This window comes from Bradyrhizobium sp. USDA3516, assembly GCF_057651995.1.
In genome coordinates, this window is sequence record NZ_JBYGYN010000006.1 from 92,963 (window position 1) to 119,576 (window position 26,614).

General features: G+C 64.4%; 28 protein-coding genes and 1 tRNA gene. 19 read left to right on the plus strand and 10 right to left on the minus strand.

The features are described 5' to 3' along the window. Nucleotides 1-124 precede the first annotated feature (124 nt). The 4 genes from ribH (at nucleotide 125) to AC24YW_RS19890 (ending at nucleotide 4,589) form a co-directional block, all read left to right on the plus strand. The gene (gene ribH / locus AC24YW_RS19875; RefSeq protein ID WP_487484315.1) at nucleotides 125-616 is read left to right on the plus strand and encodes a 6,7-dimethyl-8-ribityllumazine synthase; all 492 of its coding nucleotides are present in this window, start codon (nucleotides 125-127) and stop codon (nucleotides 614-616) included. A gap of 4 nt (nucleotides 617-620) precedes the next feature. Further along, on the plus strand, nucleotides 621-1,118 hold the full coding sequence (gene nusB / locus AC24YW_RS19880; protein ID WP_487484316.1) for a transcription antitermination factor NusB: 498 nt from the start codon (nucleotides 621-623) through the stop codon (nucleotides 1,116-1,118). Between the two features lie 116 nt (nucleotides 1,119-1,234). Then, complete coding sequence (gene thiL / locus AC24YW_RS19885; protein ID WP_487484317.1) at nucleotides 1,235-2,233, plus strand: thiamine-phosphate kinase; 999 nt, start codon at nucleotides 1,235-1,237, stop codon at nucleotides 2,231-2,233. Nucleotides 2,234-2,468: 235 nt separating this feature from the next. After that, complete coding sequence (locus AC24YW_RS19890) at nucleotides 2,469-4,589, plus strand: sodium-translocating pyrophosphatase (RefSeq protein ID WP_487484318.1); 2,121 nt, start codon at nucleotides 2,469-2,471, stop codon at nucleotides 4,587-4,589. Nucleotides 4,590-4,763: 174 nt separating this feature from the next. Here AC24YW_RS19890 and AC24YW_RS19895 read toward each other — a convergent pair whose 3' ends face one another. Together AC24YW_RS19895 and AC24YW_RS19900 are read right to left on the minus strand one after the other, a co-directional pair. Then, entirely contained in the window at nucleotides 4,764-5,765 is a 1,002-nt protein-coding gene (locus AC24YW_RS19895; protein WP_487484319.1) for a Bug family tripartite tricarboxylate transporter substrate binding protein, read from the minus strand. Nucleotides 5,766-5,981: 216 nt separating this feature from the next. After that, nucleotides 5,982-6,467, minus strand: a complete 486-nt coding sequence (locus tag AC24YW_RS19900) for an outer membrane protein assembly factor BamE (protein WP_487484320.1) — start codon at nucleotides 6,465-6,467, stop codon at nucleotides 5,982-5,984. A 98-nt stretch (nucleotides 6,468-6,565) separates the two neighbouring features. On the opposite strand from AC24YW_RS19900, the gene AC24YW_RS19905 reads away from it, so the two are divergent. The 8 genes from AC24YW_RS19905 to AC24YW_RS19940 all read left to right on the plus strand — a co-directional run bounded on the left by AC24YW_RS19905 (nucleotide 6,566) and on the right by AC24YW_RS19940 (nucleotide 12,109). Then, complete coding sequence (locus AC24YW_RS19905; RefSeq protein ID WP_487484321.1) at nucleotides 6,566-7,117, plus strand: ubiquinol-cytochrome C chaperone family protein; 552 nt, start codon at nucleotides 6,566-6,568, stop codon at nucleotides 7,115-7,117. Continuing rightward, nucleotides 7,114-7,683 (plus strand): YceD family protein, encoded by a 570-nt coding sequence (locus AC24YW_RS19910; protein ID WP_487484322.1) that lies wholly within the window; start codon nucleotides 7,114-7,116, stop codon nucleotides 7,681-7,683. Before AC24YW_RS19905 ends, AC24YW_RS19910 begins: the two co-directional genes overlap by 4 nt. 299 nt (nucleotides 7,684-7,982) lie before the next feature. Next, on the plus strand, nucleotides 7,983-9,044 hold the full coding sequence (plsX, locus tag AC24YW_RS19915; protein ID WP_487484323.1) for a phosphate acyltransferase PlsX: 1,062 nt from the start codon (nucleotides 7,983-7,985) through the stop codon (nucleotides 9,042-9,044). Beyond that, a complete protein-coding gene (locus AC24YW_RS19920; protein WP_487484324.1) occupies nucleotides 9,041-10,021 on the plus strand; it encodes a beta-ketoacyl-ACP synthase III in 981 nt (326 codons plus the stop codon). The genes plsX and AC24YW_RS19920 overlap by 4 nt, the downstream gene beginning before the upstream one ends. A gap of 132 nt (nucleotides 10,022-10,153) precedes the next feature. Further along, on the plus strand, nucleotides 10,154-10,495 hold the full coding sequence (locus AC24YW_RS19925; protein ID WP_487484325.1) for an integration host factor subunit alpha: 342 nt from the start codon (nucleotides 10,154-10,156) through the stop codon (nucleotides 10,493-10,495). Nucleotides 10,496-10,519: 24 nt separating this feature from the next. Continuing rightward, nucleotides 10,520-11,095 (plus strand): MerR family transcriptional regulator, encoded by a 576-nt coding sequence (locus AC24YW_RS19930; protein ID WP_487484326.1) that lies wholly within the window; start codon nucleotides 10,520-10,522, stop codon nucleotides 11,093-11,095. Between the two features lie 110 nt (nucleotides 11,096-11,205). Beyond that, nucleotides 11,206-11,283 (plus strand) — tRNA-Pro (locus tag AC24YW_RS19935). Nucleotides 11,284-11,617: 334 nt separating this feature from the next. Further along, the gene (locus tag AC24YW_RS19940; RefSeq protein ID WP_042336754.1) at nucleotides 11,618-12,109 is read left to right on the plus strand and encodes a DUF421 domain-containing protein; all 492 of its coding nucleotides are present in this window, start codon (nucleotides 11,618-11,620) and stop codon (nucleotides 12,107-12,109) included. A gap of 69 nt (nucleotides 12,110-12,178) precedes the next feature. On the opposite strand, the gene AC24YW_RS19945 is transcribed toward AC24YW_RS19940, so the two are convergent. From AC24YW_RS19945 to AC24YW_RS19955, 3 genes are all read right to left on the minus strand, one after another. Next, nucleotides 12,179-12,472, minus strand: a complete 294-nt coding sequence (locus AC24YW_RS19945; RefSeq protein WP_487484624.1) for a hypothetical protein — start codon at nucleotides 12,470-12,472, stop codon at nucleotides 12,179-12,181. Nucleotides 12,473-12,508: 36 nt separating this feature from the next. Beyond that, complete coding sequence (locus AC24YW_RS19950) at nucleotides 12,509-13,759, minus strand: OpgC domain-containing protein (protein WP_487484327.1); 1,251 nt, start codon at nucleotides 13,757-13,759, stop codon at nucleotides 12,509-12,511. A 360-nt stretch (nucleotides 13,760-14,119) separates the two neighbouring features. Continuing rightward, on the minus strand, nucleotides 14,120-14,740 hold the full coding sequence (locus AC24YW_RS19955) for a TetR/AcrR family transcriptional regulator (protein ID WP_487484328.1): 621 nt from the start codon (nucleotides 14,738-14,740) through the stop codon (nucleotides 14,120-14,122). A gap of 122 nt (nucleotides 14,741-14,862) precedes the next feature. Between AC24YW_RS19955 and AC24YW_RS19960 the strand changes: the two genes are divergently transcribed. Then, complete coding sequence (locus AC24YW_RS19960) at nucleotides 14,863-15,837, plus strand: alpha/beta hydrolase (RefSeq protein WP_487484329.1); 975 nt, start codon at nucleotides 14,863-14,865, stop codon at nucleotides 15,835-15,837. A gap of 152 nt (nucleotides 15,838-15,989) precedes the next feature. Here the strand turns inward: AC24YW_RS19960 and AC24YW_RS19965 are convergent, their stop codons facing one another. Next, a complete protein-coding gene (locus AC24YW_RS19965; RefSeq protein WP_025036674.1) occupies nucleotides 15,990-16,229 on the minus strand; it encodes a hypothetical protein in 240 nt (79 codons plus the stop codon). Nucleotides 16,230-16,635: 406 nt separating this feature from the next. Between AC24YW_RS19965 and AC24YW_RS19970 the strand changes: the two genes are divergently transcribed. After that, nucleotides 16,636-17,607 (plus strand): SDR family NAD(P)-dependent oxidoreductase, encoded by a 972-nt coding sequence (locus AC24YW_RS19970; protein WP_487484330.1) that lies wholly within the window; start codon nucleotides 16,636-16,638, stop codon nucleotides 17,605-17,607. A gap of 362 nt (nucleotides 17,608-17,969) precedes the next feature. After that, nucleotides 17,970-19,082 carry an alpha/beta hydrolase family protein gene (locus AC24YW_RS19975; protein ID WP_487484331.1) on the plus strand — a complete coding sequence of 371 codons (1,113 nt, stop codon included), beginning with the start codon at nucleotides 17,970-17,972 and terminating at the stop codon, nucleotides 19,080-19,082. 8 nt (nucleotides 19,083-19,090) lie between these two features. Here AC24YW_RS19975 and AC24YW_RS19980 read toward each other — a convergent pair whose 3' ends face one another. After that, nucleotides 19,091-19,597 carry a MarR family winged helix-turn-helix transcriptional regulator gene (locus tag AC24YW_RS19980; protein ID WP_036010395.1) on the minus strand — a complete coding sequence of 169 codons (507 nt, stop codon included), beginning with the start codon at nucleotides 19,595-19,597 and terminating at the stop codon, nucleotides 19,091-19,093. Between the two features lie 404 nt (nucleotides 19,598-20,001). Here AC24YW_RS19980 and AC24YW_RS19985 point away from each other — a divergent pair, with 404 nt between their 5' ends. Further along, nucleotides 20,002-21,486, plus strand: a complete 1,485-nt coding sequence (locus AC24YW_RS19985) for a porin (RefSeq protein ID WP_487484332.1) — start codon at nucleotides 20,002-20,004, stop codon at nucleotides 21,484-21,486. A gap of 269 nt (nucleotides 21,487-21,755) precedes the next feature. Here the strand turns inward: AC24YW_RS19985 and AC24YW_RS19990 are convergent, their stop codons facing one another. From AC24YW_RS19990 to AC24YW_RS20000, 3 genes are all read right to left on the minus strand, one after another. Next, entirely contained in the window at nucleotides 21,756-22,235 is a 480-nt protein-coding gene (locus AC24YW_RS19990; RefSeq protein ID WP_487484333.1) for a GcrA family cell cycle regulator, read from the minus strand. A gap of 75 nt (nucleotides 22,236-22,310) precedes the next feature. Beyond that, nucleotides 22,311-22,508 carry a hypothetical protein gene (locus AC24YW_RS19995; protein WP_024341172.1) on the minus strand — a complete coding sequence of 66 codons (198 nt, stop codon included), beginning with the start codon at nucleotides 22,506-22,508 and terminating at the stop codon, nucleotides 22,311-22,313. 202 nt (nucleotides 22,509-22,710) lie between these two features. After that, nucleotides 22,711-23,652: an acetamidase/formamidase family protein gene (locus AC24YW_RS20000; protein WP_487484334.1), complete on the minus strand. Its 942-nt coding sequence runs from the start codon at nucleotides 23,650-23,652 to the stop codon at nucleotides 22,711-22,713. A 168-nt stretch (nucleotides 23,653-23,820) separates the two neighbouring features. On the opposite strand from AC24YW_RS20000, the gene AC24YW_RS20005 reads away from it, so the two are divergent. Genes AC24YW_RS20005 through AC24YW_RS20015 form a run of 3 tightly spaced genes read left to right on the plus strand, consistent with a single transcriptional unit; the run spans nucleotide 23,821 to nucleotide 26,612 of the window. Continuing rightward, nucleotides 23,821-24,588, plus strand: coding sequence for a YdcF family protein (locus AC24YW_RS20005; RefSeq protein ID WP_487484625.1), 768 nt, complete (start codon nucleotides 23,821-23,823; stop codon nucleotides 24,586-24,588). Between the two features lie 53 nt (nucleotides 24,589-24,641). Then, nucleotides 24,642-25,424 carry a DUF169 domain-containing protein gene (locus AC24YW_RS20010; protein WP_487484335.1) on the plus strand — a complete coding sequence of 261 codons (783 nt, stop codon included), beginning with the start codon at nucleotides 24,642-24,644 and terminating at the stop codon, nucleotides 25,422-25,424. Between the two features lie 9 nt (nucleotides 25,425-25,433). Then, the gene (locus tag AC24YW_RS20015) at nucleotides 25,434-26,612 is read left to right on the plus strand and encodes a saccharopine dehydrogenase family protein (protein WP_487484336.1); all 1,179 of its coding nucleotides are present in this window, start codon (nucleotides 25,434-25,436) and stop codon (nucleotides 26,610-26,612) included. Nucleotides 26,613-26,614: the final 2 nt, after the last annotated feature.

A 26,614-nucleotide genomic window follows, 5' to 3' on the forward strand; every position in this document is an offset into this window, starting at 1 on the left:
AGGACCAGACCCGGAATCTCGAGATTCCGGGTTCGCTTCGCGGCCCGGAATGACAGTTTCTAACTTGGCTTACCCGCCTGCGGCGACTACATAACGCGCCAACCCCTGTAGAACGGATTTGACGATGGCAGACGCGCGGCGCGCACCCCTGAAGGACCAGACCGACATTTCCGGCGCACGGGCGCTGATCGTCGAGGCGCGGTTCTATGACGATCTCCAGGATGCGCTGCTGGACGGCGCGGTGACTGAACTGAAGGCGGCCGGCCTGACCCACGACGTCATCACGGTTCCGGGGGCGCTGGAGATCCCCGCGGCAGTCGCCATCGCGGTCGATGCCGCGGTGGCGAATGGCAGGCCCTATGACGCGGTGATCGCGCTCGGCTGCGTGATCCGCGGCGACACCATTCATTTCGAGATTGTCTCGCAGGAATCCTCGCGCGCGCTGATGGACCTCGCGGTGGCGCGGAAGCTGCCGCTCGGCAACGGCATCCTCACCGTCAACACCGAGGCGCAGGCCTGGGCGCGGGCGCGCGCCAGCGAGCTCAACAAGGGCGGCGATGCCGCGCGCGCCGCGCTTGCGATGCTGCGCATCAAACGCCGCCTGGCGCAGGCCTGAAGCCATGGCCGAGAACACCAAGAAGCCGACAGGCGTTGGCGAGAAGAAGGCGAACCGGCGCGGTGCGGCCCGTCTCGCAGCCGTGCAGGCGCTGTACCAGATGGACATCGCCGGTGCCGGCATCAACGACATCTTTGCCGAGTTCGAAAGCCATTGGCTCGGCAACGAGGTCGAGGGCGAGACGTATCTGCCGGCGGAAGCGGCCTTTTTCCGCGATGTCGTCTCCGGCGTCGTGCGCGACCAGAAGAAGCTCGATCCTCTGATCGACGAGGCGCTGTCGAAGGGCTGGCCGCTCAAGCGCATCGAAGCGATCCTGCGGGCGGTGCTGCGGGCAGGGGCCTATGAGCTGCAGCATCGCAAGGACGTGCCGGGCCGGGTGGTGGTCTCCGAATACGTCGACGTCGCCAATGCCTTCGTCGACCGCGAGGAGACCGGCATGGTCAACGCCGTGCTCGACCAGATCGGCCGCCAGTTCCGCGGCGACGAGTTCGGACGGGGGTAGTTGGAGGTCGTCATTGCGAGGAGCGTGGCGACGAAGCAATCCAGACTATTTCTCCGGGGCAGTCTGGATTGCTTCGCTTCGCTCGCAATGACGGCCGGAGATGATGGATCTAGCTGATGACCACTCCGCAAAATCCCTCCGGCGAAGACTCCCTCATCGCGCGCTATTTCAAGCCGCTGGCGACCGACCCCGGCGCGCTCGGGCTGGTCGATGACGCTGCGGTGCTGTCCTCGTCCGGCGAGGACATCGTCGTCACCACCGACGCCGTGGTCGAGGGCGTGCATTATCTCGCTGGCGATCCGCCCGACACCATCGCGCGCAAGGCGCTGCGGGTGAACCTGTCCGATCTCGCGGCGAAAGGAGCGACGCCGGCAGGGTTCGTGCTGACGCTGGCGCTGCGCAGCAAGGAGGATGCCTGGCTGCGTCCTTTTGCGGACGCGCTGGGCGACGATGCGAAGACCTTCGCTTGTCCTCTGCTCGGTGGCGACACGGTGTCGACGCCGGGCCCGCAGATGATCTCGATCACCGCCTTCGGCCGAGTGCCTCGGGGGCGGATGATCGGCCGGACCGGCGCAAGGCCGGGCGACCGCGTCCTGGTGACGGGGACGATCGGCGATGCCGCACTCGGCCTCGACGTGCTCAAAGGCGGCGCGGTGGCGGCAGCGCTGGCATCCGATCCCGCGGCACGGGATTTTCTGGTCTCGCGCTATCGGGTGCCGCAGCCACGCAACGTGCTGGCGCGGTCCGTGCGCGATCATGCCACCGCGGCGATGGACGTCTCCGACGGCCTCGCCGGCGATCTGACCAAGCTCTGTGCCGCCTCCGGGGTCTCGGCTTCGGTCGACGTGACGAGCCTGCCGCTGTCGGCCGCGGCGGCCGGCCTTCGCGCCCGCAACGTCGCGTCTGTCGAGACGCTGCTCGCGGGCGGCGACGACTACGAGGTGCTCTGCACCGTTCCGCCGGCACAATGCGCGACGCTGATTGCCGCGGGGCAGTCCCACGGCGTTGCCGTGACCGTAATCGGCACGATCACGGAGGGGCAGAAGCCGCCGCGCTTCCTGGACGGGCAGGGCCAGGACCTGCTCTTGACGCGGCTGTCCTACAGCCACTTCTAGCAATTGCTCCAAGCCGGTATCCTGGTTCTCAGCACTTGGTCCTAAATACCTGCCGAGATCGGCCTTTTCGGCCTCATCCGGCGTTGCACCCTCAATTTGATTTTGGCAAGCTCGCGGCCGACTGGAGCCGCCCCCTAAGGGCAAGGGGGCGGCTTTGTTCAAAATCAAGGCGCCGCACCGCACGACGGAACACAAAAGGCGCCGGGGGTACATCAAGGATCTGAGGCAACATCACATGACAGCATTATGGTTGATAGTGCTCTGCGGAGCGCTTTCCGTCGTCTACGCGATTTGGGCGACGTCTTCGGTCTTGGGCGCGGATGCGGGGTCGCCGCGCATGCAGGAGATCGCTGGGGCGGTGCGCGAAGGCGCACAGGCCTATCTGCGGCGCCAGTACACCACGATCGGTATCGTCGGTATCGTCATCTTCGTGCTGCTTGCCTATTTCCTTGGCCTCTATGTCGCCATCGGTTTCGCCATCGGCGCGATCCTGTCCGGCGCTGCGGGCTTCATCGGCATGAACGTCTCGGTCCGCGCCAATGTGCGCACCGCCCAGGCCGCGACGACGTCGCTCGCCGGCGGCCTGGAGCTCGCCTTCAAGGCGGGCGCCATCACCGGACTTCTGGTCGCCGGTCTCGCGCTGCTTGGCGTGACCCTCTATTTCGGCTTCCTGGTCCATTCGCTGAAGCTCGCGCCCGATAGCCGCGTCGTCGTCGACGCCCTGGTGGCGCTCGGCTTCGGCGCCTCGCTGATCTCGATCTTCGCCCGTCTCGGCGGCGGCATCTTCACCAAGGGTGCCGACGTCGGCGGCGACCTCGTCGGCAAGGTCGAGGCCGGCATTCCCGAGGACGACCCGCGCAACCCTGCGACCATCGCGGACAACGTCGGCGACAATGTCGGCGACTGCGCCGGCATGGCCGCCGACCTGTTCGAGACCTATGCGGTGACCGCGGTCGCCACCATGGTCCTGGCGGCGATCTTCTTCGCCAAGACGCCGATCCTCGCCAACATGATGACGCTGCCGCTCGCGATCGGCGGCATCTGCATCATCACCTCGATCGTCGGCACCTTCTTCGTCAAGCTCGGGCCGAGCCAGTCGATCATGGGCGCGCTCTACAAGGGCCTGATCGCAACCGGCATCCTGTCGCTGATCGGCATCGCCCTGGTGATCTACTACCTGATCGGCTTCGGCAAGCTCGAGGGCGTCAACTACACCGGTCTGGCACTGTTCGAGTGCGGCGTGGTCGGTCTCGTCGTCACCGCGCTGATCATCTGGATCACCGAATACTACACCGGCACCGACTATCGTCCGGTGAAGTCGATCGCCCAGGCCTCGGTCACCGGCCACGGCACCAACGTGATCCAGGGCCTCGCCATTTCGATGGAAGCGACCGCGTTGCCTGCGATCGTCATCATCGCCGGCATCCTGGTCACCTACAGCCTCGCCGGGCTGTTCGGCATCGCGATCGCGACCGCCACCATGCTGGCGCTGGCCGGCATGATCGTCGCCCTCGACGCCTTCGGCCCCGTCACCGACAATGCCGGCGGCATTGCCGAAATGGCGGGACTGCCGAAGGAGGTGCGCAAGTCGACCGACGCGCTCGACGCGGTCGGCAACACCACCAAGGCGGTCACCAAAGGCTACGCGATCGGCTCCGCTGGTCTCGGCGCCCTGGTGCTGTTCGCGGCCTACAACGAGGACCTCAAGTTCTTCGTGGCCCGCTCCGCGCAGCATCCCTACTTCGCCGGCGTCAATCCGGACTTCTCACTGAACAATCCCTACGTTGTGGTGGGCCTGCTGTTTGGCGGTCTGCTGCCGTATCTGTTCGGTGCGATGGGCATGACCGCGGTCGGCCGTGCGGCCGGCGCGATCGTCGAGGAGGTCCGTCGGCAATTCCGCGAGAAGCCGGGCATCATGCAGGGCACCGACAAGCCTGACTACGGCAAGGCGGTCGACCTGCTCACGCGCGCGGCAATCAAGGAGATGATCATCCCCTCGCTGCTGCCGGTGCTGTCGCCGATCGTCGTCTACTTCCTGATCTATGCGATCGCGGGCGGCGGCGCGGCCGGCAAGTCGGCGGCGTTCTCGGCCGTCGGCGCCATGCTGCTCGGTGTGATCGTGACTGGCCTGTTCGTCGCGATCTCCATGACCTCGGGCGGCGGTGCCTGGGACAACGCCAAGAAGTACATCGAGGACGGTCATTTCGGCGGCAAGGGCTCTGATGCCCACAAGTCCGCGGTGACCGGCGACACCGTCGGCGATCCCTACAAGGACACGGCGGGACCTGCGGTGAACCCGATGATCAAGATCACCAACATCGTGGCTCTGCTGCTGCTGGCGATCCTGGCGCACTGAGCCACGCTGACGCGACAAGAGAAAACCCCGCGGTGCGAGCCGCGGGGTTTTTGTTCTATTGATCCGACGCACTCACCACGTCATTGCGAGGAGCTCTTGCGACAAAGCAATCCAGAATCGTTCCGCAGAGACAGTCTGGATGCTTCGCTTCGCTCGCAATGACGGGGGACGGACCTACTGCACGTCCATCTGCAGGCCTTCCTTCTGGATGATGCCGGCGAACTTCTTCGTCTCGGTGTCCACGAAGGTGGCGAACTGCTCCGGCGTGCCGTAGTCGGCGCGGGCGCCCATGGTGGCGATCTGCTTCTTGACGTCGTCGCGCTCCAGCATCGCCTTGACCTGGAGATTGAGCGCGCCCAGCACCTCGGGCGAGACGCCCTTCGGCAGGAAGACGGCGAACCAGGAGGAGACGTCGAAATTCGCCAGCTCCGGCGCGCTCTCACGCATGGTCGGCAGATCTTTAGCGAGGTCGCTGCGCTCGGGCGTGGTGACGCAGAGACCGGTGAGCGTGCCGCTCTGCACCTGAGGCAGGGTCGGATAGAGATTGTCGAACAGGATCTGGATGTCGCCGGCAAGGGCGGCCTGGAGCGCGGGGCCGGCGCCGCGGAACGGGATGTGCGTCATCTTCAGGCCGGTGAGCTGGAGAAACCAGGCGCCGGTGAGGTGAGGGCTCTGGCCGACGCCGGAGGAGGCGTAGCTGAGTTTGTCCGGATTGGCCTTCAGATACGCGATCAGCTCGGGAATCGACTTGATGCCGGTCTTCGGATGCGCCGAGACGATGTTCGGAATCCGGATCATGTTCGAGACCGGCTGAAGCTGGTCCGGCTTGTAGCTGAGGTTCTTGAAGATGCTGTAGGCGATCGCGTTCGGGCCGGGATTGCCGATCAGGATGGTGTGACCATCCGGCTTGGCGCGCACGGCTTCGGCGGTGCCGATCGTGCCGCCGCCGCCGGAGCGGTTTTCCACGACGGCCGACTGACCCCAGGCGCTTTGCAGATGCGCGGCCAGGAGGCGGCCCATCACGTCGGTCGAGCCGCCGGCCGCGGCCGGCACGATGAGACGAACGTTTTCAGTGGGCTTCCAGTCGGCAAGGCTCGATCGCGGCAGAATTGCTGCGGCCGACAGGCCGGCAGCACCGGCGAGCACACGACGGCGGGACAACAAAGGTTTAGGCACGAATCCACTCCTGCTTTTTGCTTTGCGGGAACCGTAGGGAACGGCACGTGCGACCGCAAGTCGCGCGCGACGACAAGCGCCGCGCAGAGAGCGGCACGACGACGCAGGCGTAAGCCCATATACCTTGCGATGGAATTAAACGGCTTCAGGAGTCTCGTTCGACGCGCATTTTCGACGCGAAGCGACAAGCCGCTTCGATCGAATCCTTCGACCGCCTCAGTTGAAGCTGAGCAGCTTGAACAGCGGTGTGAGGTAGCTCATCTCCTGACCCGACGTCGGCGTGGTGCGGCTGATGAAGTCGAAGATCTTGCCGTCCTGGAGACCGTAATTCGCAAGCCGGCGCACGCGCCGGCTCTTGTCGAAATAGACCGCGATGACGCGCTGATCGACCACCTTCTGGTTCATGAAGGCGACTGGGCGCTCCGAGCGCTGCGAGATGTAGTAGAACACTTCACCGTCGAGGGTCGCGACCGTCGAGGGCGTGCCCATCACGATCAGCACCTGATCCTGGCTCGCGCCGATCGGAATCTGCTCGAGCGCGCCGGGCGGCAGAATGTAACCCTTCTGGAACTGCTCGCCGGTGCAGGCTGCAAGGGCCACGCCGATCATTGCGGTGGCCGCGAGCATGCGCAGGCCGCGCCAGCAGGCATGAAGGCCGCGCCGCATGTCCGCGCGCAGGCTAATCTCGTTCGTTGTCGTCATAGCGGAACTGATTCCGTCCCCTTGCGTCGCGCGAGGCGCTGAAGTACCGGGCTGGGCGTCTGAATGCAACTCGCGCGCGCCCGCTTGCGGAAACCACAATGCTTTGGCCGTTCAATCACTTCAGGAAACCCCGGCGAACCCCGCCCGGCACCATCGAGGCCATCTATGGCATGATCGTGACGCAGGCGCGAGAACCCCTGTTTTACCGGGACTTGGGGGTACCAGATACGGTTAACGGGCGTTTCGACCTGTTGCTGCTGCATCTGTGGCTGCTGCTGCGCCGCCTGCGCGCGGTTCAGGGCGCCACCGAGCTGTCCCAGGCGCTGTTCGACCGCTTCTGCGAGGATATGGATGACAATCTGCGCGAGATGGGGGTGGGCGACCAGACCGTGCCGAAGCGGATGCGGGCCTTCGGCGAGGCCTTCTACGGCCGCGTCCAGGCCTATGACCAAGCGATGGACGCCGGCGGCGAGGCGCTGGCGGCGGCGATCTGCAAGAATATCTTGAACGGGACCGGCTCCGACCAGGCGAAGCAACTCGCGGCCTATGCGAGGGCCAGCGAGGCCGAACTTGGCCGGACCGACGAGTCCGCGCTGCTGCGCGCGTCCTTCAAGTTTCCCCCGGCGTTGCCAGAGGATGTCACGCCATGAGCCGACCGACGACCGAATCCGAGCCCGATCCCTGGCGGGCGCCCGTCATCGTTGCGCAGATCCCGGACGCCGGGCTGCATCGCGAGCTCGAGGCCTCGGCCGCCGAGAGGCAGGCGATGGCGGAGGTCGCGGGCCTGCGCGAGGTCCTGTCCGCCCATGCCAGCTTCGATGTCGTGCCGAAAAGCGGCGGGCGGGTCCAGATCACCGGCCTCGTCCGCGGCCGGATCGGCCAAAACTGCGTGGTCACGCTGGATCCGATCGAGAGCGAGATCGAGGAGGAGGTGGACCTGATGTTCGCCCCCGAGGCCGAGGCGCGCCGTCTGGTCGATCTGATCGAGGAGGGGCAGGACGCCGAGGCGCCGGCGGAGGTTGCCGACCCGCCCGAGCCGATCACGGGCGGCATCATCGATCTCGGCCGGCTCGCCACCGACGTCCTGTTCCTGGCGATCGATCCCTATCCGCGCAAGGAGGGGGCCGTGTTCGAGGCGGAGGTCACCGCTCCCGACCCCGAGGATCATCCCTTCGCCGTGCTGAAGGCATTGCAGGACAAGAAGAAGGGCCAATGAAGGGCATTTTGCGTTTGCGGTCGCCTGGCCAGGGACGCGAGCCATTTGCCTCGATGGTTTGAGACAGCTGTTTATCTATCTGATTTCAATGCATTTCTCGCAAAATCCGTGGCCGGCGGCCGGATCGTCCCGAATGCAAAAGGCTGGGGGCAAGAGGTTGTTTCGGGGGTACAAAACGCTATTGTCGCGCCCCGGTCCGGGTGCGGCGTTGCGCTTGGCCGGTCGCCATCCCGGTGGCAAACCCATTTTGCGGCCCCGCTGATCCCAAGACCGCACCAGACCAGGTTTCCAGGACTTTCATGCCAAGCAAGGTTCGCATCGCGCTGGACGCCATGGGGGGCGATGTCGGTCCCGCCGTGGTCATTCCGGGCGCCGCCATCTCGTTTGGCCGGCACCGCGACACCGAGTTCCTGCTGGTCGGCGACCGCGCCAGGATCGAGCCCGAGCTCGACCAGCATCCGAAGCTGAAGGCCGTCTCCAAGATCGTCCATACCGACGTCGCCGTCAGCATGAAGGACAAGCCGAGCCAGGCGCTGCGGCGCGGCCGCAAGACCTCCTCGATGTGGCTGGCGATCGATGCGGTCAAGAAAGGCGAGGCGGATGTCGCGATCTCCGCCGGCAACACCGGCGCGCTGATGGCGATGGCGCGCTTCCATCTGCGCACCTTGCCGGGCATCGACCGGCCGGCGATCTCCGCGATCTGGCCGACCCTGCGCGGGGAGTCCGTCGTGCTCGACCTCGGCGCCACCCTCGGCGGCGATGCCCACCACCTGGTCTCGATGGCGGTGATGGGCGCGGCCAAGGCGAGCGTGCTGTTCAACAAGACCCGGCCCACGGTCGGTCTGCTCAATATCGGCGCCGAGGAGATCAAGGGGCACGAGGAGATCCGCGAGGCCAGCGAGATCCTGCGGGCGCGGAACCTGCCGGAGCTCGACTATATCGGCTTCGTCGAGGGCGACGGCATCGGCAAAGGGCTCGCCGACGTGATCGTCACCGAAGGCTTCAGCGGCAACATCGCGCTGAAGGCGGCCGAGGGAACCGCACGGCAGATGGCGGAATTGCTTCGTCACGAGATGCAGCGGAGCTGGATGTCCAAGCTCGGCTACCTCTTCGCCCGCAGCGCCTTCCAGGCCCTGCGCGATAAGATGGACCCCAACAAGTCCAATGGTGGCGTGCTGCTGGGACTGAACGGTGTGGTGGTCAAGAGCCACGGCGGAACCAACGCCGAAGGCTTTGCCTATGCGATCGATGTTGGCTATGAGATGGCTCACTACGATCTCCTGAACAAGATCAATCAGATGCTCAACCGCGAGGGTGGTGCACTCAAATTCGTGCAGCCCGCGCCGGAGGATGTTTCGTGACTCAGATTCGTTCGGTCGTGCTCGGCTGCGGCTCTTATCTGCCGGAGCAGGTGGTGACCAACGCCCAATTGGCGGCGCGCATCGATACCTCCGACGAGTGGATCGTGCAGCGCACCGGCATTCGCGAGCGGCACATCGCGGCCGAGGGCGAGTTCACCTCGCATCTGGCGCTCCGGGCGGCGCAGGCCGCGCTCAACGACGCCGGCGTGGACGCCCAATCGATCGAGCTGATCGTGCTGGCGACCTCGACGCCCGACAACACCTTCCCTGCGACCGCGGTCGCCGTGCAGCACGGGCTCGGCATCAATCATGGCGCGGCGTTCGATCTGCAGGCGGTGTGCTCGGGCTTCGTGTTCGCGCTCGCCACCGCCGACAATTTCCTGCGCACCGGCGCCTACAAGCGCGCGCTGGTGATCGGCGCGGAGACCTTTTCGCGCATCCTCGACTGGAACGATCGCGGCACCTGCGTGCTGTTCGGCGACGGCGCCGGCGCCGTGGTGCTGGAGGCGCAGGAGCAGCCCGGCCATGCCGCGACCGACCGCGGCATCGTCACCACCCACTTGCGCTCCGACGGCCGCCACAAGGCAAAGCTGTTCGTCGACGGCGGGCCGTCCTCGACCCAGACCGTCGGCCATCTGCGCATGGAGGGCCGCGAGGTCTTCAAGCATGCGGTCGGCATGATCACCGACGTCATCGTCGATGCTTTTGCGGCGACCGGGCTCAATGCCGACGGCATCGACTGGTTCGTGCCGCACCAGGCCAACAAGCGAATCATCGACGCTTCCGCGCACAAGCTGCACATCGCGCCGGAGAAGGTGGTGCTGACGGTCGACCGTCACGGCAACACCTCGGCCGCCTCGATCCCGCTGGCGCTCTCGGTGGCGCGCAAGGACGGCCGCATCAAGAAGGGCGACATGGTCCTGCTGGAGGCCATGGGTGGCGGCTTCACCTGGGGCTCCGCGCTGGTGCGCTGGTAAGCCACACCGATAAAATTTTGCCGGAATCAGAGCCGATTCTCGCGACGTCTGCATTGATGTGCGGTGTTGACCGCACTATCGTAAGCTCATAATTTCAGACAAGAATTGTTCGCCGTGAGGTGGGGCAGGGCGATGAGCGAGAGCAGCAAAACCGTAACGCGTGTCGATCTGTGCGAAGCCGTCTACCAGAAGGTGGGCCTGTCGCGCACGGAATCGTCTGCCTTCGTGGAACTCGTGCTGAAGGAGATCACCGACTGCCTGGAGAAGGGCGAGACGGTGAAATTGTCCTCGTTCGGCTCCTTCATGGTGCGCAAGAAGGGCCAGCGCATCGGCCGCAACCCGAAGACCGGCACCGAGGTGCCGATCTCGCCGCGCCGCGTCATGGTGTTCAAGCCGTCGGCGATCCTGAAGCAGCGGATCAACGCCCAACACCGCACCAACGGCGATGCCACCAAGGCTCAAGAAGAGGCGTAACCGCCTTTCGGAAAGGACTGGCCTTTGGACAAGGCGCCGGATGCGTTCCGAACCATCAGCGAAGTAGCGCAGGAACTCGACATTCCGCAGCACGTGCTGCGGTTCTGGGAGACCCGCTTCTCCCAGATCAAGCCGATGAAGCGCAGCGGCGGCCGCCGCTATTACCGTCCCGACGACGTCGACCTGCTCAAGGGCATCCGCCGGCTGCTCTACGGCGAGGGCTACACCATCCGCGGGGTGCAGCGGATTCTGAAGGAGCACGGCGTCAAGTCGGTGCAGGGCCTCGCCGACGGCGCGGCCGCAGTCTCCTTCGGCGCCATCGAGGACGCCATCGGCGCGACCCTGATGGAGCCCGAGGACGAGGCCCCCATCAAGGGCGTCACCGACACCGACGACGACGACTACCAGGGCGATGAAGAGGAAGGCATCGACTTCCGCTTCACCGAGATCGACGACGAAGAGATCCTCACCACCTTCCGCAAGGGCGGCGCCGCCGCGCCCGCCGGCCCCAGCGCGCTCGACCGCGAGCGGCTGGGTCGGGCGCTGGCCGACCTCGTCGCCTGCCGGGAGATGCTGGATCAGGCCCTGAAGGACGGCTAGGGGCGGGCTCGCCGGCTTTACGGGCAGTTCCGGGAGGTTGGGACGGATACAGCAAAATGCTGCCGCCTCGCCTTGCGCAAAGCGGCGATCCTAGCTAATGGAACGGCATTCGGAGCGTGGCGCAGCCCGGTTAGCGCACTAGTCTGGGAGACTAGGGGTCGGAGGTTCAAATCCTCTCGCTCCGACCATTTTTTTCAACGCATCTGTCGGGTGGGGTGATTGTCGGCGCGGAGCCTGCTCCGGGCCGCGAGGGACGCCTGTGACCGGACGCGCGGCCTGCGGCGGGCGATACAAACGTCGAAAACAACCCCATGCACAGTAGCGATGTCATTGAGTCATATGGTTTTTCCGAATCGACGCGTCGGACAGGGGTAAGGAGCGGATCGTCCGGAGGACAATGACGATCGAGCTGTCGCCGAGAGGCTCAAATCTTGACCATCCTCCTCGCAATTCCGAAACCGTTCGGGTCCGATAAGAGTTTCGATACGCGGCATCAGGACGCTTCCATTGGGCGAGGGCAGCATGTTTCAGCTATCGTGGAGCGAGATCTTCGTCCCGACGCATTCCGTCATGGAAATGATCGTGCGGGGCACCATCATGTATCTCGGCATCTTCACGTTGATGCGCTTCATTCTGAAGCGTCAAACCGGCGGGCTCAGCATCCCCGATCTGCTTCTCGTCGTCCTGCTGGCAGACGCGGCGCAGAATGGCATGGCGGGTGAATACCACTCGATCACGGAAGGTATCGTGCTCGTCGCCACCATCATTTTCTGGAATCTTGCAATCGACTGGGTCGGGTATCACGTGCCGTTCGTGGAGCGGCTTGCCCGCCCGGCGCCGCTCCTCCTCATCAAGAACGGGCAGGTCCTTCGCCGCCACATGCGGCAGGAACTGGTGACGATGGATGAGTTGATGAGCAAACTTCGCGAGGAGGGCATAGCGAGCCCCTCGGACGTCGTAGAGGCCTATATCGAGGGCGACGGAAATATCAGCGTGAAAAAGAAGGAGGCCTGACGGCCTTCGTCTGCCCGCCGACATGATCGGCGCTGCGGAGCGTCATAAGTGCCCTGGTTTGACGCCCACCTACCTCAAATACCCCACCACCATCCGCGTCGTCTCGTCGACCAGCACCTTCACCATCTTCTCCGACGCCATCTCTCCGTTCGGCACCGTGTTGTGCGCGATGGCTTCGATCGTGCTCACGTACATGAATGCTGCGAGCGCGGGGTCAAGCTTGCGCATCTCCTTGCGGTGGCGTTCGAGATAGGCGCGCACGAGGGCGTGGATTTCGTGGCTGTAGGCTTCGACCTCGACGAGCTGGCTGGAGCGGGGGATCTGCTCGGCGAGGACGCGGTGCAGATTCGGGTCGATGGGAATGGGCCTCGATCGCGGTCTTGACGGCCGGCGCGGTTGTCAAACTTCCGTTAACGGCTGCTGCTTATCCGTCCCGCGAGCGACCTGCGGCGCCGTTCCGGCGGCGCGCAGTACAAGATGCTCGAGGGGGCCGGTGCTTTCCGGCGCCCTCTGTCCATCCACCGGACTCTCATGTGAAGGTTTCTCCACTCGCTTTGACCAGGATCTGTAGTAGGCAACCGCCGTCATGATCGCGATTCCCGCAGCTCCGACGAGCAGTTGGGCGAGGATGCCGTTCCCTGCCAACTGCAGGATGAAGTACCCGATGAAGGCCAGGAGAATGCCCACACAGAACACTTCGAGGGACTGCTGGCCGCACTTTACCAGGGGTCGCAAGATGGTGGCTCGTAGCCCGCGCGCATCGATCGGTATGAACCGGGCACCAAGGATAATCAGCACCATCAAATGAAGATAGCGGTAGGGCGCCAGATTGGTCTTGTCGTTGGGATTGAAAAGCTCGAACACGGCAGGCCCAAACAAGGCCCGGAGCTGAGGCTGGTGAGCAGCTAAGGTCATCAGCGCCGCAAAAATCAAATAGGCAATCGCAACCACCAGCACGACCCTGGATCGCAGCAGAAAATGCAGGCGTCCCGCACCCGTCAACGCGAGCCATGCGCCCGTCACAAACAGAAGCTGCCACGCCAGCGGATTGAAGTACCAGCTTCCCGACGGATAGGAAGGCAGGTTCCAATGGAATTGCCGCGCAGCCAGATACAACAGCACCGACCCGATCATGACGGCGTCGGGAAATCTCAACATCAACCAGAGGATCGGAGGAAACAGGCCCATCAAGACGACGTAGAGCGGCAGCACGTCCAAGTTCAGAGGCTTGTATCGCAGCAAAAGCCCCTGCGTCATCATCTCGACCGGCGCGCTGGTGACCGGTCCGGCGTTGAACAGATCGACCAGATCAGGCGCGTTGAACCTCTCCGACAGGAAATGGATGAAAGCCAGGTAGATCATGAATAGCAGGATATGGGCGGTGTAGATTTGCCATACGCGCCTGAAGAGCCTGCTCGTTCCGAACACAAAGCCTCGCTCCATCTTTCGGGTATAAACCAGCGCCGAGGTGTAGCCGGAGATGAACACGAACAGGTCGGCCCCGTCGCTGAATCCATAATTCCGGAACGAACACCACACCAGCACCGTGCCGGGCACATGGCCGAGAAACATCGCCCAGTTGGCGAGGCCGCGAAACAGGTCGAGACGCAAATCACGTTGCGGTGGTGGCAGCGCAAGCGCGAGCTTCATTTCGCTTTCCGTCGTGTCACGATTCACGATCGATGTCCGCGCTCCGGTACTCCGCCGGGACCGCTCACGCTGGATGGCAGACAATATGACACCCATATGACAATGTTGGCGCGCTGAGGCCAGCGGGATATTGACCTGAGTCAATTGGCCCGCCGAGAGCCTCGGTCCTACGCATGGTAACTTGGTCCCGAGCAAACGCGCGCGCTGTGTCATCGGGCCTGGCGAAGTGGCCGCTTCCTCGATCCGTCGTGTTCGGACATTACGGTGACAGTGCATTCAACTGGCGCGCCTCTCAGGGCGCAGGACGCTGCCTCATCCAAATGGGCGCGCTGTCACCGATTTCCGTAGTCTCAGGCTCCGCTACCTCAAATACCCCACCACCATCCGCGTCGTTTCGTCCACCAGCACCTTCACCGTCTTCTCCGACAGCATCTCTCCGTTCAGCACCGTGTTGTGCGCGATGGCTTCGATCGCGCTCACGCACATGAACGCTGCGAGCGCGGGGTCGATCTTGCGCATCTCCTTGCGGTGGCGTTCGAGATAGGCGCGCACGAGGGCGTGGATTTCGTGGCTGTAGGCTTCGACCTCGGCGAGGTGGCCGGAGCGGGGGATCTGCTCGGCCAGGACGCGGTGCAGGTTCGGGTCGATGTGATGGGCCTCGATCGCGACCGTGACGAGGCGGCGCACGGCCTTCTCGATCGAGAGGTCGGCGACCTCTGCGAAGGCGGCGCGGACGACATTCATGATCTTATCGTTGTGGCGGTCGATCACGGCGGCGACGAGCGCCTCCTTGCTGGGAAAATATTGGTAGAGCGAGCCGACGCTGACGCCGGCGATCTCGGCGATACGGTTGGTGCTGGTCTTCTCAAATCCTTCCTTGACCAGAATGCGAGCAGTTGCCTCGACCAGCGCGTCGACGGTGGCGCGGGATCGCTCCTGCGAGGCATTTTTCCGGGGTGTTGTGGACGGTTTGCGGGCCACGGATTTGTGATCTGAATGCGAGTAGGAAAAGCGAGTGAATGCTCGCATTATATCGACCAATGGCGGCGGGTCGGCAACCCTCTTCGTCGCCGGGTCGAAACAGCCGGATGGGGGATGTGGCGATGAGCGTTGCAAGACTTGTGTCGGCCTTTCAATTCTGTCCGGGCAGCTGCGTGTTTGGCGCGCGGGCGCCTCGCGATCCCGCCCCGAGCCTGCAGAGCCGCGCCTTCAACCTGCTGCTGCAACAGCTGCCGTACAAGGCGCAGCTCGCATCCGCCGAAGCGGTGCAGGCGCGCGTGCAGAAGCTGGCGCTGGCGCCGGCCTCTCATGAGCCGATCGGGCTCGGCCGCGATGTCGAGGTAACGCTGACCAAGATGGGCGGCTGGCCGGTGTATTACACCGCGCCATCGTCGGGACACGAGGGCTGCAACTACGTCATGTTTCTGCATGGCGGCGGCTACATCAACGAGATCGTGCCGGCGCATTGGCGCTTCGTCGGGGAGATGACGCGCAAAGCGCGCGTCTGCTGCGTCGTGCCGGTCTACCCGCTGGCGCCGCGGGCGACCGCCAAGGATGTCGTGCCGGCGACGGCCGAGCTGCTGCGCATGCTGCTGGAAGACGCCGGCGAAGCAAAGGTGACGGTCGTCGGCAATTCGACCGGCGCTGGGCTTGCGCTCGCCGCCTGCCAATGGCTGCGCGATCGCGGTCATGGGCAGCCGAGCCGGTTACTGCTGATCTCGCCCGCGGCCGATGCCTCGGTCAGCCGTCCGGAGCAGGTTCCGATCGCCGCGCGCGATCCGATCCAGGATATTCCGGGCATCGTCGAGGCGGCGCGGCTCTATGCCGGTGAGCTCGATGTCGGCCATGCCTTCGTCAGCCCGCTCAACGGCGACTTCCACGCGCTCGCGCCGATGACGATCTTTTCGGGCACGCGCGATCTGCTTTATCCCGACAGTGTCGATCTTGCCGCAAGGGCGAGGGCGGTGGGCGTGCCGGTCGAGCTGCATCTGCTGCGCGAGCAACCGCACAATTTCGCGCTGATGCCGACGCCGGAAGGGCGGCGGGCACGTGCGATCATCTTGCGTGAGGTGGCTTAGTGGGAGGGCGTGATCATTGTCGCAGAGCGCCTGCCGCGATCGGCCCGGCGCTGGTGATGTCCGCACGGAGGGGTAAGCAGCCCCCGGGGCGTTTCCTCTTGGATCGGTCGTTCTGGCATCCGTGGTCTTGGTACCAGTAGTTTTGCGGGGCCTTAGGCGTGGCCCTTGATCTCATAGTGACCCGGCACGCATTTGTAGCGCTCGAGGCGCCAGTTCGCGTGATAGATAGGATGCTCGCCCATCCACTTCGCGAGAGGCGCTTGTGCGCCGATCGCGCACTGCATCAGCGAAATCTCGGGCGTCATGTTGCTGTCGGTCACGATTTCCTCGACGCAACTGCCTGAGCTGGCTGCGCCAAGCCGGCAAAGCACGGCAACGACGGTCACGAACATTCCTATCACCTCATCGGTTGTTTCTGACCACGAAGAGGATGCAAGCGGAGTGCCAGAGCCTGTGACACGCAAACAACACGCTGGCCTGGCCGACTCAACCCAGCGTCCACCCCCCCATTTGGCGATTCGGATTGTAAAAAAACTGCCATTAACCCGAAGCCGGACAAATACGGGGAACCCGCTGGAAAACACCCGGGAATGATCGATTGTCCGGGCCGCGTCGCCTATGAGCCACTTCACAAGGCCGGGGCCGCATCGTGCGTAGTCCGCCCGCCGGAATACCGAAGGCGAAGATGGCGGCGCACGGCTTTTACCCGCGGATGTCGCGCTGCTACAGTTTTGCGCGCGCCTCGTCAGCGGCGCCGTGACCAAGAAACACACCGACAAGGGGAGGGACCGAAGTCCCATGAAGGATTTTGCTGGAAAGATCGCAGTCATCACCGGCGGCGGCACGGGAATGGGGCGCGAGCTCGCACGGCAGCTCGTCGCCGAGGGCTGCAACGTCGCGATGTGCGACGTGTCGGAAGCGGCGATGGCCGAGACCAAGCGGCTCTGCGAGGCCGAGAAGCTGCCACAGGGGCTTCGCGTCACGACGCACGTCGCCGACGTCGCGATCGAGGATCACCTGAAGCGGTTTCGCGACGAGATCGCCGAGCAGCAGAACACGGACAGGATCCATCTGTTGTTCAACAATGCCGGCATCGGCGGCGGCGGCAGCCTGTTCACCAACACCCGCGAGCAATGGGAGCGCACCTTCAACATCTGCTGGGGCGGGGTCTATCTCGGCGTTCGCACCTTCCTGCCGATGCTGGTCGCGGCGGACGAGGCCCACATCGTCAACACCGCCAGCGTCAACGGCTTCTGGGCCTCGATCGGCATGGGGCAGGCGCACACCGCCTACAGCGCCGCCAAGTTCGCGGTGAAGGGATTTACCGAAGCGCTGATCAACGATCTTCGCCTGCACGCCCCGCACGTCAAATGCTCGGTGGTGATGCCCGGCCACATCGGCACGTCGATCGTCTCCAATTCGCGCAAGGTGCAGAGCGGCGACGGCTCGGAGCGGCTCAACGCGGACGAGGTGGCGCTGACTCGCAAGCGCATGGCCGCGGCCGGCGTGCCGGATGCCGACAAGATGTCGGACGAGGACATCCAGGCCGCGTTCGCCGAGCGCGCCCGCAGCTTCCTGGAGGACGCGCCGACCACCGCCGCGCAGGCGGCGAAGATCATTCTGGACGGCGTCAAGGCGGAGCGTTGGCGCATCCTCGTCGGCAAGGATGCCGAGCGCCTCGACGAGCGCGTGCGCGCCACGCCGGAGCAGGCTTACGACCGTGCCTTCTACGAAAGTTTTACGCAGGAGGTCGGCTGGCGGCTTGGTTGAGGCCGCCGCCGCGGCGCCGACCCATCGCACCCGAGAGCCCGAGGAGGCGCGTCAGCGCCGTCTCGAAGGAGAGGCGTGCGCGCACGCCGCCGCTAGGGGGCATATTCATTAGCACGCCAACGAGGCGCGCTAATATGGGTATGATGCTCGTCATGGCAAGAGATGCTCGGACAATTCTAAGTGTCAGCTGCTGCCAATGCTCGTCGCGCACCATGAGCTGCCGGAATGTCACCCATCCGTCATGACGATTGTTCAAGCGATGTTGATCTCAAATGCCTGTAACGGCGCGCGAGGCGGCTTGGTCGGCGATCTGAAATGGTTTAGTCAATCGGCGTAACGCGACGATTAGAGCGTAGCTTTCGATGATGCCCGCATGCCTCTCCGACGACTGGACCTTTTGCCCGGAGCGAGAGGACATTTCAGCTGAGTTCACGCGGCTGCTCACGGCGGCCCAGGAGGGCGGCGCCACGATCGCGGAATGCCTGATGATCGCGCGGCAGCTGAAGCCCGACGACGACCGCTCCTGGCACCGCGAGTGGAAGAAGCTGGCGCAGACCAATCGGCAGCGCGCGGAGGCTGCGTTCGCGGAGGGCCACCGCGCCAGTGCGCAGCGCAATTGGCTGCGCGCCATGAACTATTATGGGACCGCAACGATGCCGCTCGACGCCGCCGACGAGCGCCGCTGGGTGGCGGTGTTGGCCACGCAGGAATGCGCGCGCAGCTACCTCACCGCGCGTAGCCCGGCCGGCGAGGCGGTGACGATACCCTGGTTCGAAGGGCATTCGCTGCAGGGATACTTCCTGCCTGCGTCACCGGCAAAGGAGCCGGCGCCGACCGTGATCTGCATCGGTGAGCCCGGCCACCGTAAGGAAGAATTTCTGTTCAAGCTCGAGCCGCACGCGCGCGAGCGCGGCTTCTCGATGCTGGCGCTCGACCTGTTCGGTGACCAGCGCGACGATTTTCTCGACGCGCTGTTGCGGCGCAAGGATCTCGAGAGCGCGATCCCCTGCGTCATGGACTATCTGGAGACGCGGCAGGACGTCGACTTCGCGCGCGTCGGAATCATCGCCGATGGCTGGGGCTCCTCCTTCGTGGCGCGCGCGGTGCTGCAGGAGCCGCGGCTTGCCGCCGCCGTCTGCGACGGCGGCCTGTGGGACCTGCACGAGCGGGCTTTCTTCGCCAGCCGATTTGCGATGAGCGACGTCAGCATCGTCCCCGTGCCGCATGCGCCGCTGATGGCCTCCAGCGCCGATTGCCCGGTGCTGATCACGCTCGGCGAGAACGGCTGGCTCAAGGCCGACCGGGCGCGTCAGCTCGTCCGGAACTCCCGGCTCGGCAGCTCGGATGTCACGCTGAAAGTGTTCACCGCGGCAGAAACCGGCGCGGCGCAGGCCCACGCCGACAATCCGAGCATTGCCAACGAGTATATCTTCGACTGGCTGGAATCGCGGCTCGGCGGCGCCGGGCGAATCTAGGTCAGCCGTCAGAGGTCCAGGCTGAGGCGGACGCAGGCCTTTTCCAGCCGGGTTTTCAGCGTCGCGAGCTTGGTGGTGAATTCGGCGAGTTCAGCCTCGTCAAACTCCTGGAAGACGAATTCCTTGATGGTCTTGTACTGCTCGTTGAGGCTCGCCAGGTGTTTCTGCGTCTTCTCGGTCAGGGACAGCCGGACCACGCGCGCGTCGGTCGGCGAGGGGCGGCGGCGCAACAAGCCCTTCTTTTCCAGCAGCTTGGACTGGGTGGTGACGAAGGACGGATCGACGTGGAGGAGCTTGGACACGACGTTGACTGGAATGCCGTCGTCCTTGTCGAGATCCGAGATGGCCATCAGGATCAGCCATTGCGGCCCGCTGATGCCGAGCGTCCTCGCCCAGAACTGACGCAGCTCCTCAAGATACATATTAATCGACGATATCTCCCAGGTGAATCGCCTGATGATATCCAGGTTACCGATGGTGCGCAGGCGCGCCCCCTCTTTCCTCGTCGCGGACACAGCGTCACTCCCGCAGGCTGATTCTCTTTCCGATCGTTTGTTTGGGGGCATAGTCCACGCAACTCTGCTCTGACGCAAGTGCAGAGCAGGCTAATTGTGTCACGAAAACTACAAATATGACCGGATCAGCCTTTTCGGTTGACCCGGGTGTTGCGCCGCAGACACAGGATTAGTGAAACCACAAAGCTGATCTAATAAACTATTTTGATTAATGGAGTTGCGCGGGCATATTGGTTCGTGACGGTGGGGGGTTCTCGATCGTCCCGTTGCAGGTGGTTCGCTCACGTCCCTCGCGAATGCGGGTACGTCCGAAAACGCGAAGCGGCCGAGCGGATTTGAAGAGACGGGGATCTGGGGGGCCTGATGGTCCGGTCTCCGTGAAATGAGCAACTTGGAGGTTTTAAATGAAAGTGGTGAAGAGCCTTTTGCTCGGCACTGCGGCGGGACTGATCGCCGTCGGTGGAGCTCAAGCGGCTGATCTTCCGGTCAAGGCCAAGGCGGTCGAGTACGTGAAGATCTGCTCACTCTACGGCGCAGGTTTCTACTACATGCCGGGCACCGATACCTGCATCAAGCTGGGTGGTTACGTCCGCGCCGACATGCTTCTCGGCGGTGGCGGCGACTATGGCTTCAGGAACAGCTCGAGCACCGTGAACGGCGGGTCCAACAACCGTCTGACCAACTACGTCTACAGCCGCGCTCGTCTGGACTTCAACATCGATACCCGCACGGCGACCGAATACGGCGTTGTTCGTACCTACGCAGACCTGGTCGTCAGCTACGACTCCACGAACGTCACCGGCAGCAATCCGTCGGCGTTCTCGACCAGCTCGGCTTCGCTCGGTCTCTACCACGCCTTCATCCAGTTCGCCGGCTTCACCTTCGGCCGCACGGTCTCGATCTTCGACGCCCCGTGGCAGAGCTATCCGGCGGGCGGCCCCGATACCATTCCGGGCGGCTCCAACCACGTCAACGGCGTGAACCAGGTTGCCTACACGGCTGACTTCGGCCAGGGCATCACGGCTTCGTTCGCGCTGCAGGACGAGACCTCGGCGAACAATGGTCAGTCGAACCTCTGGAACGTGTCGTCGGGTACGGCGGCGCAGTTCGTGACCGGCGTCTACGGTGCCAGCGCCTGGGGCGGCACGCGTGCGCCCGACATCATCGGTCAGGTTCGTGTCGACCAGGCCTGGGGTCTGGCGCAGATCTCGGTCGTGGCCCATGAGCTGCATGCAGCCTATTACGGCGCGACTGAAGCCACCGGTCATCCCTCCGACAAGTGGGGCTGGGCCGTGCAGGGCGCCTTGTCGATCAAGAACATCCCGACCGGTGCGGGTGACGTCATCAACCTGCAAGCCGTCTACACGGACGGTGCGACGCGCTACAACTTCCAGAGCCTGTTCCCGCAGAGCTTCTTCATGTTCAGCGGCAGCAGCAGCGCCTATCAGAGCACCGGGTTCGCCGGTCTCGCTGATGGCGTGTTCGGAATCGGTACCGGCATCGATACCGTCAAGACCTGGGGCGTCCGTGGTGGCTACACCCACAACTGGAGCCCGAACTGGGCCAGCGCAGTGTACGGTGGCTATGGCCAGCTGAGATACGGCGACACGGGCAAAGCCCTGATCTGCACCAACTTCGCCGCAATCGGGTTGGCCGGTTCGACGTGTAATCCGGACTTCAACTTCGCGGTGGTCGGTGTGAACACCGTGTGGACCCCGGTCAAGGGCCTGGCGTTCACTGCCGACTTGAGCTGGTCGCGTCTGGACCAGAAGTACTCCGGGTTCATCGCCAGCCCGGGCATTGCCACCGCTGCGAAGCCGGCGGCCGTGTACGAGCTGAAGGACCAGGACTCGGTGAGCATGCTGCTGCGCGCTCAGCGCAACTTCTGATCCGCGGTCGCGCAAATCGATCCGAGAACCCCGGCGGGAAACCGCCGGGGTTTTTTTCACGGCAATCGTTTCGGAAAATCGAATGCCCGTTGCAGAACACGAAGGCGTGCCATGCGATTCGACCTCATCAAACTTATTTACTTACCTGAGTTACTAAGCTATATAGCTCTCAGCCAGATACGAAAGTTGCGGCTCTTAGCTTCATGCTAAGCCTCCAGAAACCTCCGGCGATGCCCCGCCGGAGGTTTTTTATTGTCCATACCGCAGCGTCAGCCGCGTATCGCGCGGGCGCGCGCCGGCGGCCGATAGGCGAGGCGGCTGTGGCCGGCGCAATAGGGCTGGCCGTCCGGCGCCGTGTTGCCGCAGAAGCAGAAATCGTCTGCGCCCGGCGTCGAGATCGGCCAGCGGCAACGATTCTCCGACAGATCCAGCAGCGAGCAGCGGTTGGCCTCGTCGATCGGGCCTGCGACCGCCGCCGCATCGGTCTCGCCATAGAGCGTGGCGAGCATCTCGTATTGCAGCCGCGGGACAGCCTTGCGCATCCGCGCCGGCGCCAGGCCCTTGTCCTGCACCTTGCGGTCGTTGACCGTCCGGCCGCGCGTCAGATTGAGTCGCGACAATTTGCCGATCACCGCGTTGCGGCTGACGCCGATGTCGGCGGCGATCTCGCGACAGGAGAGGCCGGCCTCGAAGTGCTGCTTCAGAAGTTCGATTCGTTCGTCGGTCCAGGTCGGTGAGAGAACAGGCATGTGTCGGCGATCCCAGGTTGCAGATACTGGCCATCCGCCCACTCCAGATCCGTCCGCCTCACGCACCGGGTGCGCTCACGTCCTGCCATTGTCGCGGATCGACAGAAGACCGTCCTTGATGGCGAGACGGATGCCTTCCTCGATCAATGTCCGTGCGACGCCGGGGACGCTGGTGCCGTGGGTGCCCTGTCTCACCAGCTTCTCCAGATACGCGATGGTCGAGAGCGCCAAGGTTACGGGAATGCGGTCAGTCTCGGCTTTTTCGGTGGCCATGGCCCGAACGCTAGCCTCTTACTCGGGTACATAAAAGTAACGATTAAGACTCTATTTAGGTTTGAGGGCGGAAGTCAAATCAGCGCTGGGGCGAAAGCTCACGTGATTGGAATCGCTTGAGAATCGGGCGCGCCACGACGCGCCGCGGGGAAAGACCGGGCGGCGGCGTGAGGTCGGAAGGTCAGAGGGAGGGCGCGGCGGCTCAGCCGTGCACGATCGCCTTTTCGATCATGCAATGGATGCCTTTGGCGCCGTTGACGGTCTGGGTCACCCGGAGATCGGCGGCGAGGCTGCACAGCGTGTAGGCATCCTCGCGGGACAGATTTCGCATCTCGCCGAGCAGCGCGATCATGTCGCGCAACGCGCGCACCACGCATTGGTCGAGGTCGGGGTCCATCGCCATGGTCATGTAGTGCGTCGGCGTCTCGGCGCGGGGATAGTCGAGCTTCAGGTCCTTGCGCAACGTCAGACGGAAGCGGCCTTGCAGCGCGGTCTCGATCGCGGTGACGCAGACCTCGCCGTCGCCCTGCACGCCATGGCCGTCGCCGCAGGAGAACATCGCGCCCGGCACGAACACCGGCAGATACAGCGTCGCGCCGGCTCCGAGCTCCTTGTTGTCGAGATTACCGCCCATCGCGCGCGGGATCAGCGAGGAGATGCGGCCCCAAGCTGGCGGTGGCGATACGCCCATCACGCCGAAGAACGGCTTGAGCGGCAGGTCGAGGCCCCACGGCATGCGGCCGGTCATCCTGGTACGGTCGAGCGGGATGTTCAGAATGCGCGTCTCGTGGAAATCGTCGGGCAGGGTGCCGGACAGCGGCTTGATCAAGTTCCAGCCCCAATCCTGCCGGAGCTGGACGTCGAGGATCTCGACCGCGAGCACGTCGCCGGGCTCGGCCCCTTCGACCGCGATCGGACCGGTGAGGATATGGCCCGGCAGCATGCGCTCGCTTGTTGCATGAACCTGGTGCATCTCGAGCGGAATGTGAAACTTGTCGCGATCAGGCAGCACATCCGGCCCGCCGCTGATGGTGTCGACCGTCACCTCGTCGCCGCTGGCCACGGTGAGGACGGGCTTGAGCGCGGCTTCGAAGAAGCCCCAATGGCAGGTGTCGGGGCTGGAATGCAGGTGATGATGGGTCATGGGCCGCGTCCGGTTGGTTTGATCGGTCCGGGCTTGACCCGGCGATCGATCCTCTTTCAAGAAGGATTTCCGAACAAGGCCGGGCCGGCCAAGCCCGCGCATGGCAGGCACGATCATTCCAGCGAGGCTCCTCTGTTTTTCGCTCTCTCCAAGACCATCGGCGTCGCGCTGCTGCCGATCAATCTTCTGGTCGAGCTCGGAATTGTCGCTGTCGTGCTGATGGCGACGCGCTTTGCCGCATTCGGCCGCAGGCTTGCCGTGATCACGCTGGTGCTGCTGGCGCTCGCGGCGTTCTCGCCGCTCGGCAATCTCCTGATCTACCCGCTGGAGTCGCGCTTCCCGGCGTGGGACGCCTCGCGCGGCGCGCCCGACGGCATCATCGTGCTCGGCGGCTCGGTCGACACCGACCTGTCGGCGGCGCATCGCACGCCGGTGGTCGCGCACGCGGCCGATCGTCTGTTTGCGCCGGCCGAGCTGGCGCGCCGCTACCCCAATGCGCGCATCGTCTTCACCGGAGGCTCCGCGAACCTGGTGTCGAGCGAAGCCAGGGAGGCCGACTATTCCGCGCCGATCCTGGAGAATCTCGGCATCGCGAAGGACCGCCTGATCCTCGAACGCGACTCCCGCAATACCTGGGAGAACGCGATCTTCACCAAGCAGCTGGTATCGCCAAAGCGAGGCGAGCGCTGGCTCCTGGTGACCTCGGCCTTCCATATGCCGCGCTCGATGGGGATCTTCCGCAAGGCCGGATTTGACGTCGAGGCCTATCCGGTGGACTGGCGAATGGGGGGACGCGAGGATCTGTTCTCCTTCACCAACATGGGCGCTCAGGGGCTGGGCCGAACGGAAGTCGCCGTCCGCGAGTGGATCGGCCTTCTGGCTTATCGCCTAATGGGCCGGATCGCCGAGTTGCTTCCGGGGCCGGGCAAGGACTAGAACGAGGTCACAAGACAAGAACACGGCGCGCGATCGCCGGCGCGGAGGAAGCCATGCAACAGCAGAGTGCAGACAGGCCCGATCTTGCCGGCCTCGTCGCCGATCTCAACAGCCTCTTGCGGCTGAAGACGAATGTGATCGGCATGAAGTTGTTCGCGAGCGTCGCGGAGATGGAGGCAATCCCGAAGATCCGCCGCCCGAACGCAATTCACACCACCGACCAGATCGTCAGCATGGCCGCGCGCCTGGGCTGGACCGTCGGCATCACCGCCGACGATCTCGTAGGCGCGCAATGCCGCGCGGTGATCGGTCTCAGCCCCCAGGACGAAAAATGGCTCGCCGGCGAGAACTATGTCGGGGTGTGGCATGGCACGGCGGACGACGCACGCAAGCGCCAGGAGGCGCTGGACGTGGTTCCGTTCGGACACTATCAGGCGCTCGCCGTCAGCCCGCTCGCCAGTGGCCGGCTCGATCCGCCCGACATCTGCCTCGTCTACGCGACGCCGGGGCAGATGATCATCCTGATCAACGGGCTGCAATATACCGGCTACAAGAAGTTCGAATGGGGCGTGGTCGGCGAGACCGCCTGCGCGGATTCCTGGGGGCGGGCGCTCAAGACGGGGGAGCCCAGCCTGTCCTTGCCATGCTATGCCGAACGGCGCTATGGCGGCGTGCCGGATGAGGAGATGCTGATGGCGTTGAAGCCGTCGCATCTCGCCAAGGCAATCGAAGGCATGAAGGCGCTGGCGAAGAACGGCCTGCGCTACCCGATCCCGCCCTATGGCATTCAAAGCGACGTCCGTGCCGGCATGGGCGTGAGCTACGCGAAGAAGTAAAGGCCGATCATGAGCTCTGCGAAATTCGACATCGTCGTCTACGGCGCGACCGGTTTCACCGGCCAGCTCGTCGTCGAATATCTGGCGGCGCATTACAAGCACGACAGGGCGCTGAAATGGGCGATGGCGGGCCGCAGCCTCGACAAGCTGACATCGGTGCGAGATGCGATCGGCGCGGCGGCCGACACGCCGCTGATCACGGCCGATGCCTCGGATGCGGCGTCGCTGAAGGCGATGGTGGCGCAGACCAAGTCGGTGATCACGACGGTCGGGCCGTACCAGTTTTACGGCGAGGATCTGCTCGCTGCCTGCGTCGCTGCGGGCGTCGATTATTTCGATCTCTGCGGCGAGCCGGTGTGGATGCGGCAGATGATCGACAAGTACGAGGCGGCGGCCAAGGCCAGCGGCGCGCGCATCGTGTTCTCCTGCGGCTATGATTCCGTGCCGTTCGAGCTCGGCACCTTCTTCGTGCAGGAGGAGGCCAAGCGCGTCTTCGGCGCGCCGGCCCCCCGCGTGAAGGGCCGCGTGCGCGACATGCGCGGCACGCTGTCGGGCGGCACCGCGGCGAGCGCGAAGGCGACCTTCGATGCGGTCGCCAAGGACCTCAGCCTCGTCGCCATCCTCAACGACCACTTCGCACTGACGCCTGGCTTCACCGGCCCGAAACAGCCCAAGGGCAACCGGGCCGCTTACGAGGAGGATCTGCAATCCTGGGCCGCGCCGTTCATGATGGCGCTGATCAACACCCGCAACGTCCATCGCTCCAACATGCTGATGGGCTTTCCCTACGGGAAGGACTTCGTCTACGACGAGATGGTGCTGACCGGTCCCGGCGAGAAGGGTGAAGCCAACGCCAAGCGCGTGATGGCGGCCAATGCCGAGAAGACCGGCCCCAACGCGCCGAAGCCGGGCGAGGGGCCGTCGAAGGAGGAGCGGGAGAACGGCCTGTTCGATCTGCTCTATGTCGCGATCGCCCCCGACGGCCGCATGGTCCGCGCCGGCGTCACCGGCGACCGCGACCCCGGCTACGGCTCGACCTCCAAGATGATATCCGAATGCGCGATCTGCCTGCTACGCGACGCGAGCGACGTTCCCGCCGGCTTCTGGACGCCGGGAGCCGCGATGCAGCACAAGCTGATCAAGCGGCTGCAGGACAATGCCGGGCTGACGTTCAAGGTGGAGACATAGGG